The 18,358-nt window shown below is 58.1% G+C and carries 15 protein-coding genes; 14 read left to right on the top strand and 1 reads right to left on the bottom strand.

Features of this window, described 5'->3' with window-relative positions; translation table 11 throughout:
* The first annotated feature begins 142 nt into the window (after positions 1-142).
* From SELIN_RS07250 to SELIN_RS07205, 10 genes are all read left to right on the top strand, one after another.
* Complete coding sequence (locus tag SELIN_RS07250; RefSeq protein ID WP_013506016.1) at positions 143-619, top strand: DUF4442 domain-containing protein; 477 nt, start codon at positions 143-145, stop codon at positions 617-619.
* A gap of 64 nt (positions 620-683) precedes the next feature.
* Positions 684-1,862 carry a thiolase family protein gene (locus SELIN_RS07245; RefSeq protein WP_013506015.1) on the top strand — a complete coding sequence of 393 codons (1,179 nt, stop codon included), beginning with the start codon at positions 684-686 and terminating at the stop codon, positions 1,860-1,862.
* A gap of 9 nt (positions 1,863-1,871) precedes the next feature.
* Positions 1,872-2,717, top strand: a complete 846-nt coding sequence (locus SELIN_RS07240) for a 3-hydroxybutyryl-CoA dehydrogenase (protein WP_013506014.1) — start codon at positions 1,872-1,874, stop codon at positions 2,715-2,717.
* Between the two features lie 92 nt (positions 2,718-2,809).
* Positions 2,810-3,598: an enoyl-CoA hydratase/isomerase family protein gene (locus SELIN_RS07235; protein ID WP_013506013.1), complete on the top strand. Its 789-nt coding sequence runs from the start codon at positions 2,810-2,812 to the stop codon at positions 3,596-3,598.
* A 3-nt stretch (positions 3,599-3,601) separates the two neighbouring features.
* The gene (locus SELIN_RS07230) at positions 3,602-4,750 is read left to right on the top strand and encodes an acyl-CoA dehydrogenase (RefSeq protein WP_013506012.1); all 1,149 of its coding nucleotides are present in this window, start codon (positions 3,602-3,604) and stop codon (positions 4,748-4,750) included.
* Positions 4,751-4,794: 44 nt separating this feature from the next.
* Positions 4,795-6,774 (top strand): heterodisulfide reductase-related iron-sulfur binding cluster, encoded by a 1,980-nt coding sequence (locus SELIN_RS07225; protein WP_013506011.1) that lies wholly within the window; start codon positions 4,795-4,797, stop codon positions 6,772-6,774.
* Between the two features lie 46 nt (positions 6,775-6,820).
* Entirely contained in the window at positions 6,821-7,597 is a 777-nt protein-coding gene (locus tag SELIN_RS07220) for an electron transfer flavoprotein subunit beta/FixA family protein (protein WP_013506010.1), read from the top strand.
* Positions 7,598-7,607: 10 nt separating this feature from the next.
* Positions 7,608-8,522 carry an electron transfer flavoprotein subunit alpha/FixB family protein gene (locus SELIN_RS07215; protein ID WP_013506009.1) on the top strand — a complete coding sequence of 305 codons (915 nt, stop codon included), beginning with the start codon at positions 7,608-7,610 and terminating at the stop codon, positions 8,520-8,522.
* A gap of 27 nt (positions 8,523-8,549) precedes the next feature.
* The gene (locus tag SELIN_RS07210) at positions 8,550-8,855 is read left to right on the top strand and encodes a hypothetical protein (protein ID WP_013506008.1); all 306 of its coding nucleotides are present in this window, start codon (positions 8,550-8,552) and stop codon (positions 8,853-8,855) included.
* On the top strand, positions 8,852-10,303 hold the full coding sequence (locus SELIN_RS07205) for a methyl-accepting chemotaxis protein (protein WP_013506007.1): 1,452 nt from the start codon (positions 8,852-8,854) through the stop codon (positions 10,301-10,303). Before SELIN_RS07210 ends, SELIN_RS07205 begins: the two co-directional genes overlap by 4 nt.
* 117 nt (positions 10,304-10,420) lie before the next feature.
* On the opposite strand, the gene SELIN_RS07200 is transcribed toward SELIN_RS07205, so the two are convergent.
* On the bottom strand, positions 10,421-11,452 hold the full coding sequence (locus SELIN_RS07200) for a class I SAM-dependent methyltransferase (RefSeq protein WP_013506006.1): 1,032 nt from the start codon (positions 11,450-11,452) through the stop codon (positions 10,421-10,423).
* Positions 11,453-11,531: 79 nt separating this feature from the next.
* Between SELIN_RS07200 and SELIN_RS07195 the strand changes: the two genes are divergently transcribed.
* From SELIN_RS07195 to ybeY, 4 genes are all read left to right on the top strand, one after another.
* Positions 11,532-11,945: a pyridoxamine 5'-phosphate oxidase family protein gene (locus SELIN_RS07195; RefSeq protein ID WP_013506005.1), complete on the top strand. Its 414-nt coding sequence runs from the start codon at positions 11,532-11,534 to the stop codon at positions 11,943-11,945.
* A gap of 89 nt (positions 11,946-12,034) precedes the next feature.
* The gene (gene gltB / locus SELIN_RS07190; RefSeq protein WP_013506004.1) at positions 12,035-16,480 is read left to right on the top strand and encodes a glutamate synthase large subunit; all 4,446 of its coding nucleotides are present in this window, start codon (positions 12,035-12,037) and stop codon (positions 16,478-16,480) included.
* 13 nt (positions 16,481-16,493) lie between these two features.
* Positions 16,494-17,876 carry a glutamate synthase subunit beta gene (locus tag SELIN_RS07185; protein ID WP_013506003.1) on the top strand — a complete coding sequence of 461 codons (1,383 nt, stop codon included), beginning with the start codon at positions 16,494-16,496 and terminating at the stop codon, positions 17,874-17,876.
* Between the two features lie 29 nt (positions 17,877-17,905).
* The gene (ybeY, locus tag SELIN_RS07180) at positions 17,906-18,355 is read left to right on the top strand and encodes an rRNA maturation RNase YbeY (RefSeq protein WP_226509078.1); all 450 of its coding nucleotides are present in this window, start codon (positions 17,906-17,908) and stop codon (positions 18,353-18,355) included.
* Positions 18,356-18,358 lie beyond the last annotated feature (3 nt).

Here is an 18,358-nt window from a genome sequence, read left to right as displayed (position 1 = left end):
TTTTCTGCAAGTTATCACTCCATGGCGAAGTTGTCAATTGCCGAATATGGTTAACTGGTTGGTTAGCTGCTGCTTTACTGGGAATATAATAGCGTTTTGTTTATAGTTGACATTAACGTAAAGATGATGTAATCAGGTCTGCATGCATATGGAAAACCTGCGCGAATCATGGAAGTCAAAACTGGCGCGACTGGCCTTCAATATCTTTCCTGCCTATCGCCGAACCGGCGCGCGGGTGGTGTTCATATCCCACGACTGGAAACGGGTGAAGGTGAAGCTGCCTTTGAATATCTGGACGCGCAATGCTGTGGGAACGCTTTTTGGCGGTTCCATGTTTGCCGCCGTTGACCCGGTGTACATGGTGATGTTCATGCGCCTGCTCGGGAAAGCGTATGTGGTGTGGGACAAGTCTGCTGAAATCGCATTTCTTAAACCTGGCAGGACAACGCTGTACGCTGAGTTCTCCATTGAAGACGCGGAGCTTGAGTATATCCGCAGGGAGCTGGAGTCAGCGCACTCCCTGGATCGCGTCTATCGGATCAGCCTCTGTGACCATGACCACGTTGAGCATGCCGTAGTGAATAAAACGCTGTATTTTCGCAAAAACCGAGAGCGGTAAGTGATGGAGGTTGCTGGAAAATGATGCCCTGTGTATTACGTGAACGTAAAAGAGTGGTGGTGCTATGAACGAAACAGTATATGTTGTAGATGCACGAAGGACGCCCTTTGGCAGTTTTGGCGGCCAGTTGTCGGATATGCCCGCTCCAGAACTGGCGGCAACGGTCATGCGCTGTATGCTGACCGAGGCGGGCCTTGAGGGGGAGCAGGTCAGCCAGGTGATCATCGGTCAGGTGCTGACCGGTGGAGCCGGGCAGGCCCCGGCACGTCAGGCCATGCGCGCTGCGGAGGTACCTGACAGTGTTCCGGCGCTGACGGTGAACAAGGTTTGCGGGAGTGGTTTGAAGGCGATCATGCTCGGGGCCGATGCCATTCGCCTGGGTGACTCGTCACTGGTGATGGCCGGGGGTATGGAGAATATGTCCATGAGCCCTTACGCTCTTCCATCCATGCGGTTCGGTGCGCGCATGGGCGCGGTACAATCCGTTGATCTGATGCTCCATGACGCCCTTATCGACCCGTACAGCGGCCGTCATATGGGGCTGGTGACGGAAGAACTCATAAAACACCATCGTATCTCCCGTCAGGAACAGGACAAGTATGCCATCTGCTCCTATGAGCGATCCCAGTCGGCGACCCGCGACGGCCGCTTTTTTGAGGAGATGGTTCCCATTCTCAAGGCTGTGCGTAAGGGGGAAAAGCTGATCTCCGATGACGAGGAGCCCTTCAAAGTGGTCTTCGAAAAGATTGAAGGGCTGAAACCGGTCTTTTCCAAAGAAGGCACCATCACGGCAGCCAACGCCTCGACGATCAATGATGGTGCGGCCATGGCGCTGCTGGCTGACGAGGACTCGGTGCAACGGCACGCTTTGCAGCCACTTGGACGCCTTGTGGCCTACACCACCTTCAGTACCCATCCCGATCGCTTTGCTGAGGCGCCCATAGGGGCTATCGAAAGGGCCTGCGCTCTGGCGGGGTTGAAGACAGGAGATATCGATCTCTTCGAGGTCAACGAAGCATTTTCTGCGGTTCCACTCATGGTGATGAAGTCCCTGGGCATAGATCTGGCAAAAATGAATGTCAATGGGGGAGCGGTTTCCATCGGTCATCCTGTCGGTGCCAGTGGTGCCCGCATTGCCGGAACCCTGCTCCATGAAATGAAACGCGAAGGCCTTCGCTATGGACTGGCTACCCTGTGCATTGGCGGGGGCGAGGCGGTTGCCGCCATATTTGAACGGGTGTAGGAGCAGGATATGCAGTATATCGGAGTTGTCGGCGCGGGGCAGATGGGCAGTGGAATCGCCCAGGTGTGTGCTCAGTACGGATATAAGGTTATCATTCACGATATGAGTGAAGAGCAGTTGAAGCGGTGTGTCGCGGGCATTGAAAAAAACCTGATCCGTCAGGTGGAGAAGGGCAAGCTGGAAGAAAACGCCATTCGACCGATTCTCGGGCGTATAGGGTGCACCCGTTCCCTGAAGGAATTTCAGTCCTGTGATATTGCCATAGAAGCGGTAACAGAAAAATTCATGGCCAAGCTGGAAACCCTGCAGCACCTTGATGATATTCTCAAGCCGGAAGCGATTATCGCTTCCAACACTTCTTCCATCTCCATCACGCGCCTGGCCAGCAACACCAGGCGCCCCGAACGATTTATCGGCCTGCACTTCATGAATCCCGTGCCGGTCATGGGCCTTGTGGAAATCATCCGTGGCCTGGGGACTTCCGAAGAGACCTTTTCCCGTGCCCGTCAGCTGGTGGAATCCATGGACAAGGAAGTGGCCATCTCCGCCGATTACCCCGGATTTATCGTAAACCGCATCCTGATTCCCATGATCAACGAGGCCATCTGCACTCTCCATGAGGGGGTGGCCACTGCAGAGGATATAGACCTGGCCATGCGCCTTGGCACCAATCAGCCCATGGGCCCGCTGGCACTGGCGGATCTGATTGGTCTTGACACGGTGCTTTCGATCATGGAGGTGCTCTTTGACGGCTTCAAGGACAGCAAGTACCGCCCGTGTCCGCTGCTCACCCAGATGGTGGCCGCCGGGCGACTGGGCCGCAAGAGTGGTCAGGGATTTTATTCATACCCTTAGCAGGCTGCTGAAAAAACCAAGTGGACGCGCCTGCAGTTATTTTGGCTGCCGGCCTGATTTCATGTATCTGCGCGCACTGTGAGGAGGTTCACGTGCAATACCGGCATCTGATTCTTGAAAGAGACGAACACACCGCCCTGGTCTGCATTCACCGGCCCAAGGCGCTGAACGCCCTGAACGCCGAGGTTGTCATGGAGCTGCAACAGGCGCTGCAGGAGCTTGAAGCAAACAGCGCCATAGGTGCCATCATCCTGACAGGTGCTGGCGAGAAGGCCTTTGTGGCGGGCGCGGATATTGCCGCCATGGTTGCTATGACACCCGCCCAGGCACTGAACTTTGCGCGGCAGGGGCAGGAGCTCCTGCGTCGCATTGTCTCCATGAAGACGCCGGTGCTGGCGGCGGTCAATGGGTTTGCCCTGGGGGGAGGTCTGGAACTGGCCATGGCCTGTGATTTCGTTTACATGAGCTCCACGGCCAAAGTGGGGCTGCCGGAAGTGACCCTGGGAATCATGCCGGGATTTGGTGGAACCCAGCGGCTGCCACAGCTGGTGGGGCGCAACCGTGCCAATGAACTCATCATGACCGGACGCATGATAAGCGCCCGTGAAGCCTGTGAATGGGGCATTGCCAACGCTCTGTGTGAGCCCGCTGAACTGCTGGAGAGAACCCGGGAGTGTGCCCGGCGGATAGCCGCAAACAGTCGCAATGCGGTGGCCAGTGCCAAGGAGGCCATTGCCCGTGGCCTGGATATGGGTCATGACGATGGACTGGCCTATGAAAGCGCGCTGTTCGCGGGACTCTTTGCCGGTGCTGACCAGCGTGAAGGCATGCAGGCTTTTTTACAGAAGCGAGCGCCTCAATTTATACCAGGTGGGGAGTAGACCATGCACTTTACCTTGAACGAAGAGCAGCGATTGATCCGTGATACCGTGCGCGAATTTGCCACGCAGGAGGTAGCGGCGACAGCTGCCCAGCGTGACGAGACAGAAACCTTTGACCGCGAGCTCATGTTTGATCGCCTGGCGCAGCTGGGGCTGACCGGCATTCTTTTTCCGGAAACCTATGGCGGGGCCGGTGCTGACTATCTGAGTTATGCACTGACGGTGGAAGAGCTCTCCCGGGTGTGCGCCTCCACCGGGGTGACCCTGTCGGCCCACGTCTCCCTGGGGGCCAACCCCATCAATCTGTTCGGTACGCCACAGCAGAAGGAGCGTTACCTGAGACCCCTGGCAACGGGTGAGAAGATGGGCGCTTTCGGGCTGACGGAACCCTCGGCGGGTTCCGATGCCGGTGGTACCCGTACGACGGCGGTGCGGGATGGGGAGAGCTGGATCCTCAATGGCAGCAAGAACTTCATCACCAATGGCGGCGAAGCTGACATCTATGTGGTGTTCGCCCGTACCGATCCCCAGGCCCGCAAGCACCATGGTATCAGTGCCTTTCTGGTGGAAAAGGGGACACCTGGCTTTTCCTTTGGCAAGAAAGAGGTCAAGATGGGCATCCGCTCGTCGCCCACCACGGAACTTGTCTTTGAAAACTGCCATATCCCGCTGGAAAACCTCCTGGGCAGTGAAAGCGAAGGCTTCAAGGTGGCCATGAAGACCCTTGATGGAGGCCGTATCGGCATAGCCGCTCAGGCCCTGGGCATCGCCCAGGGGGCCCTGGATCATGCTGTTGCCTATGCCCGTGAACGCAGGCAGTTTGATCAGCCCATCGGCAATTTCCAGGCAATCACGTTTGCGCTGGCGGATATGCAGACGCGGGTCGATGCGGCCCGGATGCTGGTATACCGCGCGGCGGTTCAGGCGGACAGCGGCAGTTCCTACTCTCGGGAGGCCGCCATGGCCAAGCTCTTCGCGTCGGAGACTGCCATGGATGTGACCACCAGAGCCGTACAGATTCACGGTGGCTATGGATACACGCGGGAGTACCCGGTGGAGCGCATGATGCGCGACGCCAAGATCACGGAAATCTATGAAGGCACCAGCGAAATTCAGCGTCTGGTGATCGGTACCGCGCTGTTACGGAACTGATGACAACTTCACAGCCGCAAGAGAAGTTTACCCAAGGGGGAATTATGGAGTTTACACGGGAAATTTACTGGAATGTCGGTGGCAGCGCACTCACGCTGGTGCCCATGTACCTGTTGAGCTTTCTGGCAATCGGCATCATGGCCTGGGGCTTCTGGCGCCGTATAAAGGTGTATCGCCAGGGTGGAGAGTTGACACGCACCGATAATCTGCGCGAACGCGTCATCAGTCTGCTGAAGAACATGCTGCTGCAGACCAGGGTCATGAGGGTTCGGGGAGCCGGAACGGCTCATGGATTGTTCTTCTGGGGCTTTGCCATCCTCTTTATCGGCACCTGCCTGATCCTGCTGCAGGCCGATATCACTGACCCCATTTTCGGCATACAGTTCCTGAAGGGGAACTTCTATAAAGTCTTTTCCCTCAGCCTCGATATTGCCGGACTCGTCGCCATGCTCATGCTGCTTGGCCTGCTGGTGCGGCGCTATCTCGTTCGCCCGCGGGGCCTTGAAACCAGCTGGGAGAACGCCTTCATGCACGGACTCCTGCTGTTGATTCTGTTCAGCGGATTTGTGCTGGAAGGGGCGCGTATGGCCGTGACCGAGCTGGGCACCCCCCTGGCCATCTGGTCGCCGGTGGGCCTGGTGTTCGCCCATGGTCTGAAGGGGCTGGGTGAGTCCACACTGCTGAACCTCCACCTGTATCTGTGGTGGGTGCACTTTGCCCTGGCGCTGCTGTTCATCGTGTCCATACCCTTTACCAAGCTGCGCCACCTCTTCACCACGCCTGCCAACTCCCTGCTGGCCTATCGTGGGCCCATGGGGAAAATGTCCACCCTGAACCTGGAAGATGAAAGCGCGGAGCGCTTCGGTGCGGCCACCGTCAAGGATCTGACATGGAAAGATATCTTTGACGCGGACGCCTGCACACAATGCAAACGCTGCCAGGATCGCTGTCCGGCCCATGTTACCGACAAACCCCTCTCGCCCATGAAGGTTGTCAACCAGGTGGGTGAGGTCGCCTTTGCTGGTGGTGAGGCGAACCTCATCGACACCGTGTCGCGGGATGCCCTGTGGTCGTGCACCACCTGTCGTGCCTGTGAGGATATCTGTCCCGCCTCCATTGAGCATCTGCGCAAGATTCTCGACATGCGTCGCAATCTGGTGCTGATGGAGGGCGAGTTTCCCGGTGAAGAGGTCATGGCGGCCATGGAAAATACTGAGGTAAATGGAAATCCCCTGGGTATGCCCTTTGCTGCCCGTGGCGACTGGGCACAGGATCTGGGCATCCGGACTCTGGCTGAGGATGCTGACGTGGATATACTGTTCTTTGTGGGCTGTTACGCTTCCTTTGACAAACGCAATCAGAACGTGGCCCGCAGCTTTGTGAAGCTGTGTCAGCAGGCTGGCGTACGGGTGGGTATCCTGGGTAAAGAGGAGAAGTGCTGTGGTGAGCCGATGCGCAAGCTGGGCAATGAATATCTCTACCAGACCCTGGCGGCGGAGAATATCGCGCTGATGGAGGGGTATGGTGTGAAGAAGATCGTTTCCACCTGCCCCCACTGTTTCAATACTCTGGCCAAGGACTACCAAGACCTGGGACTGAATGTGGAGGTGGAGCACTCCACTGTCTTTCTGCAGAAACTGCTGGAAGCGGGGCGACTCAAGCTCAGCTCCCGCGATTTCGAGTGCACCTACCACGACTCCTGCTACCTCAGCCGTCATAATGAGATACTCGACCCGCCCCGCCAGCTGCTCAAGGCTGCTGGTGCCCGCATTGTGGAGATGGAGCGCTGTGGTATGGAGAACTTCTGCTGCGGAGCTGGAGGCGGGCGAATTCTGGCCGAGGAGAATCTGGGCAGCCGCATCAGCCAGCATCGGGTGGAAATGGCTTCACAGACTGGCGCGCCGGTGCTCATCTCCAACTGTCCTTTCTGTCTGACCATGTTTGAAGATGGCGTGAAGGGAGCCGAGCTGGAGGGTGACCTCAAACCGCTGGATATCGCGGAAATCCTGGCCGAGCGCCTGTGATGTATACCTGTAGAATAAGGAAACCGAAGGTTAATGGGAGGCTATGATGAAAATTCTCGTGTGTATCAAGCAGGTTCCCGATATGGAATCGCGCTTCAAGGTTAATGGCGAAGGCACCTGGTATGAGGACAGCGATCTGGCCTGGCGCATGAATGAGTACGATGAGTACGCCGTGGAGCAGGCGGTACAGCTGCAGTCCCAGGGTGGTGGCGCGGAAATCACAGTGCTTTCCATCGGCCCTGACCGGGTCAAGGAGGCCATGAAGAAGGCATTGGCCATGGGCGCGGATAAGGGGCTGCATATTCAGGATGACAGCAGCCACAAGCGCGACCCCTGGGAAATTGCCACCATGATTGCCAATTTTGCCCGGAATGAAGGGTTTGATCTGATCTTCACGGGAATGCAGTCCCAGGATCGCGGTTCAGCACAGGTGGGGATTCTGGTGGCGCAGATGCTGGGTATTCCCGCAGTCAGCACCGTGGTCAGCTTCCATTACGACGGTGGCACCGTGACGGTGAAGCGTGAACTCGAGGGCGGTACCAAGGCGGTGGTCAAGGTGCCCACGCCGGCTCTGTTCACCTGTCAGCTGGGGTTGAACACTCCCCGTTACCCCACCCTGCCCAACATCATGAAAGCCAAAAAGAAGGAGCTGACCAGCATTCCGGCGGCACAGGTTCTGTCTGAGCCCGCTGCGGTTGTGAGCACCCGGGCCCTCTTCGTTCCGCAGAAGAAGGGCGGCGCCCGCGTGCTGGAAGGGGAAGTTTCTGTCCTGGTAACGCAGCTGGTGGGCATACTCAAAGAAAAAACCGGCCTGGTGAAGTAAGGAGGCAGCCATGAACGTATTACTGATAGGAGAATCTCGCGAAGGAAAGATACAGGACTCCACATACGAGCTGGTGGCATTCGCCCAGGCGCTGGGTGCCGAAGCCACCATGTTTCTGGCTGGCAGCGCTGAGCAGCTTCCCGCCTGGAATGGAACCCTCCATCTGCTGGAGACGCCAGCTGGCAGAGAATTTCAACCAGATGCCCACGCCGATGCCATAGCCGCGATTGTTGACCAGCTGAAGCCGCAGATGGTGGTCTTCTCTCACTCCTCCTCTGGATGGGATCTGGCGCCACGGGTGGCGTTCCGACTGGGAGCCGGACAGATCTCCGAAGTCATGGAGGTGGCGGAGGACGGCTATATTGTTCCGGCATGTAATGCCAAACTGCGACGCACCGTCCAGGCCACCACCGAGCTGACGGTGCTGACGCTGCAGGCGGGGGCGTTCAATCCCCAGGCGGAACCAGCGGGTACACCCGATGTGCGGAAAGTGGACGCCGTCGGCCAGGGAAAAATGGAGTTCGTGGGCTATGAGGCCGCCGAAGCAACCGGCGTGGATCTCAGCCGCGCCGAAATCATCGTCAGCGCTGGCCGTGGTATCGGCAAGGCTGAAAACGTGGAGATGGTTCAGGCCCTGGCCCAGGCCCTGGGCGGCGAACTGGGCGCGAGCCGTCCGGTGGTGGACGCTGGCTGGGTCGATCACAGCCGTCAGGTGGGTAACACGGGGCAGACGGTCACGCCCAAGCTCTATGTGGCCTGCGGGATTTCCGGCGCCATTCAGCACCTGGCGGGCATGAAGAATTCCGACTATGTGGTTGCCATCAATACCGACAAGGACGCGCCCATCGGCGAAGTGGCCGATGTGCTGGTGGTGGCTGATGTGAAACAGTTTGTCCCTGCGTTGACGGAGGCCCTGCGCCGTTAGGCGCAGGGTTCTTCCCTGGTGAGCGCCATGATTGCCGATATCTTTGCCAGCCTGGATCAGCACTTTCAGCCCCAGGCTCTGCAGAAACCACAGAGCTACTATTTTTCCATTGATGATCAGAAAAAGACGGTGCTCCTGAGCCCGGAGGGCTGCCGGGTGGAGGAGGGCAAGACCCTGGAAAACGCCGACTGTGTCTGCAAGACCAGCGCCGAATTTTTCCTGAAGGTCTGGAATGACTGCTACCAGCCCAGCCTCAGTGATTTTCTCACCGGCAGGATCAAATCCAACAACCCCGACATGCTCAAACTCTTTCTGCGCGCATTTAGCAAATGAATCCCCTGAACCTCTATGTCAATCTCTTCACCCCGGCTGGCCAGAGCTTCCATGATGGACACCATCCCCAGGAGAAGATGGCGCTTCTCTTTGGCTTCTACGGCGTCCTGGTGGCTCTGTACAGCTTCTTTAAATGGTCGGGCCTGGGGGGAACCAGCCTGGCTGCTACCTCGGCACTCATGCTCCTGCTGGTGCTGTTCTCGGGTCTGCTGCTGCGCTGGCAGGCGCCCACTGCATTCAGCGTCAATGTGATCCTGGGGGGATTCATTATCCACGCCCTGAACATGGTCTATCAGCTGGGCGGCATCAACTCGCCCCATATCTTCTGGCTGGTGGCGCTGATTGTGCTGGTCTACTTCATGGCTGACGGGCGTTCCGCCTTCTTTTGGTCTGTGCTGCTGACGCTGGTGACAGTCTGGCTGCTCTACCGGGATGCCAGCGGGGCAACCATGGTGCCTGTAGTGCTGGAGGGCAGGGCCGCCAGCGTGGACACCTGGTCGGGCTATCTGCTGCCCCTGGCCATCGTCTGGCTGGCGCAGAGCATCAGCCGTCGCGTGCGCACCGAGGCGCAGCGAATTTCCCAGGAGGCCCTGGAGAGCGCCCAGATCAGCACCCGTGACTCCGCGCGCAACGCCCAACGGCTGCAGCATGTTCTGGTGCAGGTGGAGCAGAGCGTTGACCAGTTGCGAAGGGGGGGTGACAACCTGGAGGAGCTGCAGTCTACGGTGCACGAGCAGAATCAGCATATCCAGGAGCACTCCCAGCACCTTGCCGACGCGGCGGTCTATTTTACCGAGCGGCTGAGCCAGGTCTCCACCTCCCTGAATCAGGGCAGTGAACTGGTACAGCAGATGAACGATACTGCCCGCCAGGCAGCTTGCCTGAGTCAGGAGAGTGGTGCCACCATGGAAGCCGTTGTCGAGAGTATCCGCAAGATCAAGGAAAATAACGATCGCATCGAGGAGGCCACGCGTCTGATCAACGATATTGCGGATCAGACCAACCTGCTGGCACTCAATGCCGCTATCGAATCGGCGCGTGCCGGGGATGCGGGGCAGGGGTTCGCCGTAGTGGCCGATGAGGTGCGCAAGCTCTCCCAGCGCTCCGATGAGTCGGCCAATGAAATCCGCAAACTGCTCAGTCGCAGCATCGCCGATATAGACAATGGCGTGCGTGTTGTGGGAAAAGCCCGGCAGACCCTGCAGGAGGTGCTGCGCTCGGTTACGGCAATCAGCGATACCATTGCCTCAGTCAGCCAGCAGATCGTACACCAGAATCAGGAGATCGCTGATATGGTGCAGTCGAGTCGTGAGCTCTCCAGCATCAGTTCCCAACAGAAAGTGTCATCCCTGGCCCTGGCTCAGAGTCAGCAGGCCCTCAAACAGCAGTCCCGAGAGCTGACACAGCTCGCCCGTGACATGCAGGCAATCCTGCAGATGGTCTCCTGAGCTGCCTGTCCTTACTGATTCCAGAACATCCCTGCAGTGGCCGAACCCGCTGACGCCGATCCGTGCTTGACGTCGGGTTCGGTTCCTTCTGCACGGCACGTGCTGTCAGATTCCTTTTCACCAGTTCAGCTGCAGGATCTTAAACTGATTGTCCTGGTGCATGACATGGAATTGCGCCCCGGCCTGGTGGCACAGCTTTTCATAGGGCAAAAAGCGGTTGGCCACGATGTAGAGACTGCCGCCTGGCAGCAGAAAGCCTGGTGCCTGAGCGATGATGCTCTGGGGTACATGGTAGTCGGTGCTGACTCCCTGGTGAAAAGGGGGGTTCACCAGGATACTGCCGTAGAGCTGCTGAACATGGGAGTAGATGTCGGAAGCAAAGGGCAGTGGCAGGGAGTTGGCCCTGGCGTTTGCGCTGGCGGCTTCAATGGCGCGTGCGCTGACGTCGCACATGTGGATGGCGCGGAAGCCCATGGAAGCCAGCAGGGTTGACACCAGTCCACTGCCGCAGGCCAGGTCCAGCAGCGGTTCACGTAAGGCAATGCTGCTGATGGTGGTGAGCATGAGCATGGTGCCGGGGTCGGATTTTCCGTGGGCAAAGGTTCCGGCCAGGGAGGTGTAGGGCACCAGCGTCTCCCGGAAGGGCACCTCCAGGGTAAGGGGCTGGCTGTAGGCGGCAAAGTCCTCGCTGAAGGGGCTTGATGGTGTGGTCCTGCGTATCTGCAGGGCTTTGCCGCCTTCGCAGTTGGCAACTTTGGCGCAGGGGATGCCACGCTTGTGCAGAAGGCGCTGTATGCTGCCGATCCCCTCATTGGTATACCCCCAGAGAATCACCTGACCTTCCATGGCGCAGGCCGTCCACGCCATATGCAGGTAGGCCAGCTGCTGCAGTTTTCCCTTGGGAAGGCCCAGGACGACCGCGTCAAAGATGGTCTGATCAGAGTGTGTGGCCCAGGTGGAGGGGGTGGCGAAGTCGACGGAACAGCCGGTGCTGCGCAGGGCGGTGAACTGGCCGAAGTGATCGGTAATGACGTGTTCATGGTATGAAATGCCGGGGAGTACACCGTGGAAAGGCATATTGATATAGCACAGGGATTGTGGTAAGAATGTTTTCAGGTGCGCAGTTACAGCATGATACAGGCGTGACAAGTTGCATCTCCTTGCAGACAAAGGGCAGGTTCCGTGAGCCCTGCTGCAGTCAATCTCTTGGAGAAGGAGTATACCTGCTATGGATATGGATATGAAGGATTACTTCGCCGGCCACGATGGCCAGGGAGTTCTGGCGACGGCTACCGCTGAGGGGAAGGTGAATATGGCGGTGTACTCCAAGCCCTTTTTCCTCTCGGCGACTGATGAAGAGCTGGCCTTTGTGATGGCCCGACGCATGACCTTTGAGAATGTCCAGGCCAACCCCCACGCGTGCTATATGTTTACCGAGGCTGGGTCCCAGCATAAAGGGTGTCGCATCTACCTGAAACGGACCGAAGTGATTGAAGATCCGGCGCTGATTGCCCAGCTCATGGAAAAGGGCGGGTACCGTTTCAGTGCTGGGGAAAGCGCTGACTCTGTGGTGCTGGTGAATTTTCATGTGGAAGGGGTTGTGCCCCTGGTGACGCACAGTGTGGCTTTCAAGGCTGACTGACCAGCGCCACTGTCTGTTTACGGTTATACTATTTTTCTATTTCACAACAGGGGACACCAGGTCCCCTGTCTGTATTTAAGGGAAGTTGCATGAGCGAGTTAGTGACCAATCTGGCCGAAGAGTTTAAAGACAGCTGTGGTTTCGGGATTATCGCCAATATTCGGAATACTCCCAGCCACCAGCTGCTGACCGACGCGGTAACAGCCCTGAGCCGCATGATGCACCGCGGGGCTATTGCAGCCGATGGCAAGACCGGTGATGGCAGCGGTATTCTGTGTGCCATGCCCGTCCAGTTTATGCGGGAGCAGGCGCAGGCTATGGGAATTTCCCTGCCTGCGCAGTTTGCCGTGGCAGTGCTGTTTCTGACCGACGAGGACCAGCAGAAGAAGGTTTTTGAAGAGTGTTGTGGTCGCAACGACCTGAAAGTACTGGGATACCGCGGAGTGCCGGTCAATACCGAGGCCCTTGGTGAGCACGCCGCTTCCATGTTACCTTCCATCGTACACGCCTTTGTGGTGCCGGATTCCCTGATTGCCACCAAGCGGATGGATGCCCTGCTCTATCTGAGTCGGCGTCAGATGGAACGGCACTTTGCCTCCGATGATCACTTTCACGTGGCGTCCTTCTCCCGTACGGTGGTCTCCTACAAGGGTCTGGTGATGCCCCTCCACCTGCAGACCCTCTATGCCGACCTGAGTGATCCGGACTTCAAGATCAGCTTTGCGCTCTTCCACCAGCGTTTCTCCACGAACACGCTGCCGAAGTGGAAGCTGGCCCAGCCCTTCCGCATGATCTGTCACAATGGTGAAATCAATTCGCTGCGCGCCAATGCCTTCAACTCCCTCTACAAGTTCAACGCGGCCCGCAGTCGCGTATTCAGCCGTGACGAGCTGCAGAGCCTGCTGCCAGTGCTGCAGGATGGGGTCAGTGACAGTGCCAATCTGGATAACATGTTCGAGTTCCTGATTGCCAATGGCATCGATTTCTTCAAGGCCATTCGATCCCTGATTCCGCCACCCCGTCATAACGTGGCCAATATGCCGGCCAAGCTGCGCTCTTTCTACGAATACACTTCCGGCTCCTTTGAGCCCTGGGACGGTCCGGCTGCCGTTGGCGTGACCGATGGCCGCTATGTTGGCTGTGTGCTGGACCGCAATGGTCTGCGCCCCGCCAAGTACATTGTCACCCGTGATGGTCGCTTTATCATCACCAGTGAATTCGGCGTCCTGGATATTGCGCCCGAGAACATCCGGGAGCGAGGTCGTCTGCAGAGCGGTCAGATGATTGCGGCCGACCTGAAAAACGGGCGCATCTTCTACTCCGATGATATTGACGAATACCTCATGAACTCCCAGCCCTACAGCAAGTGGCTCACGGAGAACACCTACTATCTGCAGGAGTTCATGGATCGGCAGTTTGAGAATCACGATGACTACCGCTACGAAAATCTCGTGGCCATGCAGCGTTACCATAATGTCACCCACGAAACTGTGGAACTCCTGGTAAAACCCATGCTGATCAGCGGACAGGAACCCACTGGTTCCATGGGTGATGACTGCCCCGTTGCCGCGTTCAGCGACGTTCAGCGCAACTTCACCGACTTTTTCCGTCAGAAGTTTGCCCAGGTCACCAATCCTCCCATCGACCCCATTCGCGAGAAGGTGGTCATGTCCACCACCACGGGTTTCGGCGAGCTCTATAATGTGCTGGATGAAACCCCGGATCGGGCCAAGCGACTGAAGACCATTTCCCCGATTCTCTCCAGGGATATCCTCGATGCTCTGCTCTCCTTCGGTGACCCCGATCGGCCACGCTTTGACCCCTGCTACAAGTATGGTTTCTTTGGAACCGCCTACCATGGGGTCTGCCTGCGTGAGGCCCTGGAGAACCTCAGTCAGCAGGTTATCGCGGCTGTGCGCGACCATGGTGTGCGCATCGTGCTGCTGGATGACCGTGGACTGGATGCCCAGAATCGTCTTATTCCCATGGCCATGGCGGTGGGGTACGTCAATCAGCAGCTGGTGGAGGCGAACCTGCGCCACCGCGCCACGCTGGTGGCCTGCACTGGCGAGGTCTTCGACTCCCATTCGGCGGCAGTGATGATGGCTTTTGGCGCCATGGCCATCTATCCTTACCTGCTGTACGCTACCACGCTTTCTGTACTCTCCAGCGAGTCGCGACTGAGCCAGCGCGATATTCGCATCGCCCTGAAGCATACGTTCGATGCCATCACCAAGGGCATTCTGAAGGTCATGTCAAAAATGGGGATCAGCGCCGTTTCCAGCTACCGTAACTCGGCGCTCTTTGACGTGATCGGCCTCAGCCGTGAGGTGGTGGAAAACTGCTTCCGCGGTGCCAGTATTCTCCTGCCTGGACTGGATTATCAGGACATTGAGGAGCGTATCGAAAAAGTTCACGGCGAAGTTTTCCGCCGACAGCACATGCAGCCGATCTATCCGCTGCCCATGGGTGGCTTTTACAAGCACCACACGGGTGGTGAGTATCACGATTACTCGCCCCGTGCCGTGCAGCTGCTCCATGGGTTCGCTTCCAGCCAGAAGCGCGAGGACTATATCGCTTTCCGTGATATCATAGAGAGTCGCGGACTGAAAATGATACGGGACTTCTTCACCCTGCGTCCGGCGGGTACCCCTCTGCCCATTGAAGAAGTGGAGGATATCAAGGCCATCTGCAGTCGCTTCGACTCCGCCGCCATGTCCCTGGGCGCCCTTTCGCCCGAGGCCCACGAGGCCCTGGCCGAGGCCATGAATATCCTCGGAGGCAAGTCCAACTGCGGCGAGGGTGGTGAGGCCGCTGAACGCTACAAAAGTGTCAAGAACAGCAAGATAAAGCAGATAGCTTCGGGCCGCTTTGGCGTTACGCCGGCCTACCTGCGCAGTGCCGAGGAGATTCAGATCAAGATCGCCCAGGGTGCCAAGCCCGGCGAGGGGGGGCAGCTGCCCGGCGAGAAGGTGACGCCGCTGATCGCTTCCCTGCGCTTCACCATTCCCGGTGTGACACTGATATCGCCGCCGCCCCACCATGATATCTACTCCATTGAGGATCTTGCCCAGCTGATCTTCGATATGAAACAGGTCAATCCCGATGCGCGCGTCAGTGTCAAGCTGGTCTCCTCTGCCGGGGTAGGGACTATTGCCGCTGGTGTTGCCAAAGCCTATGCCGATAAGATCATCATTTCCGGCAGCGACGGTGGCACGGGTGCGGCTCAGTATGCCTCCATCAAGTTTGCTGGCAACCCCTGGGAGATCGGACTGACGGAAGCTCACAACGCCCTGAAGGCCAATAACCTGCGCCAGATGGTGGAGCTGCAGACCGACGGAGGCCTGAAGACGGGGCGTGATGTGGTCAAGGCAGCGCTGATGGGCGCCGAGAGCTATGGTTTCGGAACGTCTCTGCTGGCCATTCTGGGCTGCAAGTTGCTGCGGGTCTGCCACCTCAACCGCTGCAGTGTGGGCATCGCCACCCAGAGCGACCAGCTGCGGGAACACTATCAGGGCACGGTGGACAAGGTGGTCGCCTACCTGACCAATGTGGCCGAGGATGTGCGGGAGATTCTGGCCTCTCTGGGCCTGCGCTCACTGCAGGAGGCCGTGGGTCGCGTTGACCTGCTGGAAGTGGTTGATCAGCCGCTGGCGAAGAAATTTGATTTCAGCGCCGTGCTGCGCCAGATACCTGGTCAGAATACGGTTACGGCTCCCTCCAATCCCCCCTTTGACCATAATGAGTTTGAAAAGGGTGTGCTCAAGGAGATCGCCACGGTACTGCGCAATCCCCAGCAGAGTATTCTGGTGGAGCGAACCATTCAGAACGTGCACCGCAGCTTCGGCGCCATGATCAGTGGAGAAGTGGCCAAATACTATGGTGATGCTGGCCTCGACAAGGATCAGATCCTCATTCACCTCAAGGGTATCGCCGGGCAGTCGCTGGGGGCTTTCCTTATCGATGGTATTTCCATCAACCTCAATGGCGTGGCCAACGACTATGTGGGGAAGGGGATGCATGGCGGTAAAATCATCATCGTACCCACCAACCAGTGGGAAAACTACTCGGCGGTGGGGAACACCTGTCTCTACGGTGCCACCGGTGGCAAGCTCTTTGTCTGCGGTACAGCGGGTGAGCGTTTTGCCGTGCGGAACTCCGGCGCGCTGGCCGTGGTGGAGGGCACCGGCGACCACGCCTGCGAATACATGACCGGAGGAACGGTGGTTATCCTCGGTGACACGGGCATCAATTTCGGCGCCGGCATGACCGGTGGCGCAGCCTTTGTCTATGACCGCAAGAATCGCTTTATCGACAAACTCAACCAGGAGCTGGTGGAGGCCAAGCGCATTGACGTGGATGCCGATAACGAAGGCAAGCTCTACCTGAAGAAAATTCTCTTCAGTTACTACAGCCACACCCGCAACGCGCGGGCCAAGATGATTCTGGATAACTACCGGGAAGAGCTGGAGTACTTCTGGATGGTGGTGCCCAAGGACATGAAAGCTCCCCTGAACCCCAAAGACGGCAACTGATCGCGGAGTATATATGCAGACTTTTGTGGAAACCAATCGCATTGAAGGGAAGAAGACCTCTTCCAAGGATCGCATACAGCATTACCAGGAAATCTACGAAACCTTCACCCGTGGCCGGACATCCCAGCAGGCAGAGCGTTGCATCCAGTGTGGCGATCCCTTCTGCTCCGCCACGGGCTGCCCCCTGGCCAACAATATTCCCCAGTGGCTCAAGGCGGTGGCGGAAAACGATCTGACGACGGCTTTCGCCCTTTCCAATGAGACTTCGCCCTTTCCCGAAATTCTCGGCCGAGTCTGCCCCCAGAACCGCCTGTGCGAAGGGGACTGCAGCCTCAACGATGGCTGGGGTGCTATTACCATCGGGGCCATAGAGACGGCCATCACCGAGCTGGCCTTTGAGCGGGGGCTGACCCTGCCCTTCCCTGGCGTCACCCGTGGACGCAAGGTGGCAGTCATCGGTTCCGGGCCTGCCGGCATGTCCGCGGCCCACTTCCTGCTGCGCGCCGGTATTGGTGTGGATATGTATGAGCGGGCCAGCCGTCCCGGTGGCCTGCTGACCTATGGGATTCCCGGCTTCAAACTCGACAAGCAGGTGGTGCAGAGACGCTTTGCGCTGCTGGAGCAGGCGGGATTGCGACTGCACCTGCAGACAGAGGTGGGTCGTGATATCAGCATGAAAGAACTGCAGCGTTCCTGTGACGCGGTTTTTGTGGGTATAGGTGCTACCCGTGGCCGGCGGCTGGGGCTGCCTGGCGAGGATCATCAGCAGGTGCTGATGGCTCTGGACTTTCTTACAGCCGTTCAGGGCAAGCTCTTTGGCGAGGAGTTGGACAGCCGTCATGATGTCAGTGGCCGGCAGGTGCTGGTGATCGGTGGCGGCGATACGGCCATGGATTGCCTGCGTACGAGTATCCGGGAGGGAGCGGCCAGTGTCACCTGTGCCTATCGCCGTGATGAAGCCAATATGCCTGGCAGTACCAAGGAGTACGTGAATGCCCGTGAAGAAGGGGCGCGCTTTCTCTTTCACGAAAGCCCCACGGAGCTGCTCTTTCATGACAATGGCGCACTGCGTGGTGTGCGCTTTGTGCGTACCGAACTGGGTGAGCCCGGAGCCGATGGCCGACGACAGGTGCAGGAGATTGCCGGCAGTGAACATGAGATTGCGGCCGATGTGGTCATCCTCTCCCTGGGTTTTGACATGGAGAACCAGGTTATGCTTGGCGACAGCGGACTGAAGACTTCCCGCTGGGGCACGGTGCTTGCTGATGAACATGGAGTGACTTCCGGAGCCTCGGTGTATGCGGGCGGTGACTGTGTGCGCGGAGCTGACCTGGTGGTGACGGCAGCCCTGGATGGCAGGCGCGCCGCACTGCGCATCATGGCAGACCTGCTGTGATGGAGCATCGGGAGAGTTCCGTGGTGCAGATGTCCCTCAATGATGAGTGTGGTGACGAAGAGGCCTGTCGCGTCGCGCAGCATACCTGGGATATGGTTGCCCGGGAGGCATTCGGCGATGTGGTGGGGGTGGTCAATGTGCTGCTGTGTGGTCGCGAGGCCATGCAGCAGATGAACGCCCAATACCGGTCCCGGGACTATGCCACCGATGTCTTGAGCTTTCAGTACTACGAGTCCACCGAGCTGTCCGGAAACACCGATCCCGACGAGGTTATCGGCGATATGGCCCTGTGCCTGGATGTTATCCGCGAAAACGCTGTCAGCCGTGGCGTAAGTTTTGAAGAAGAATTGTCCTTTATGATAATTCATGGCATACTTCATGTCTGTGGTTATGACCACGAAATTTCAGAGGAGCATGCACAGCAAATGCAACAGCAAGAATTACGTCTTCTGGATCTGCTGATCCAGAGCGGGCGGTGAGAA

This window comes from Desulfurispirillum indicum S5 (assembly GCF_000177635.2).
Lineage (GTDB): Bacteria > Chrysiogenota > Chrysiogenetes > Chrysiogenales > Chrysiogenaceae > Desulfurispirillum > Desulfurispirillum indicum.
This window is presented reverse-complemented; position numbering and strand designations above follow the sequence as displayed.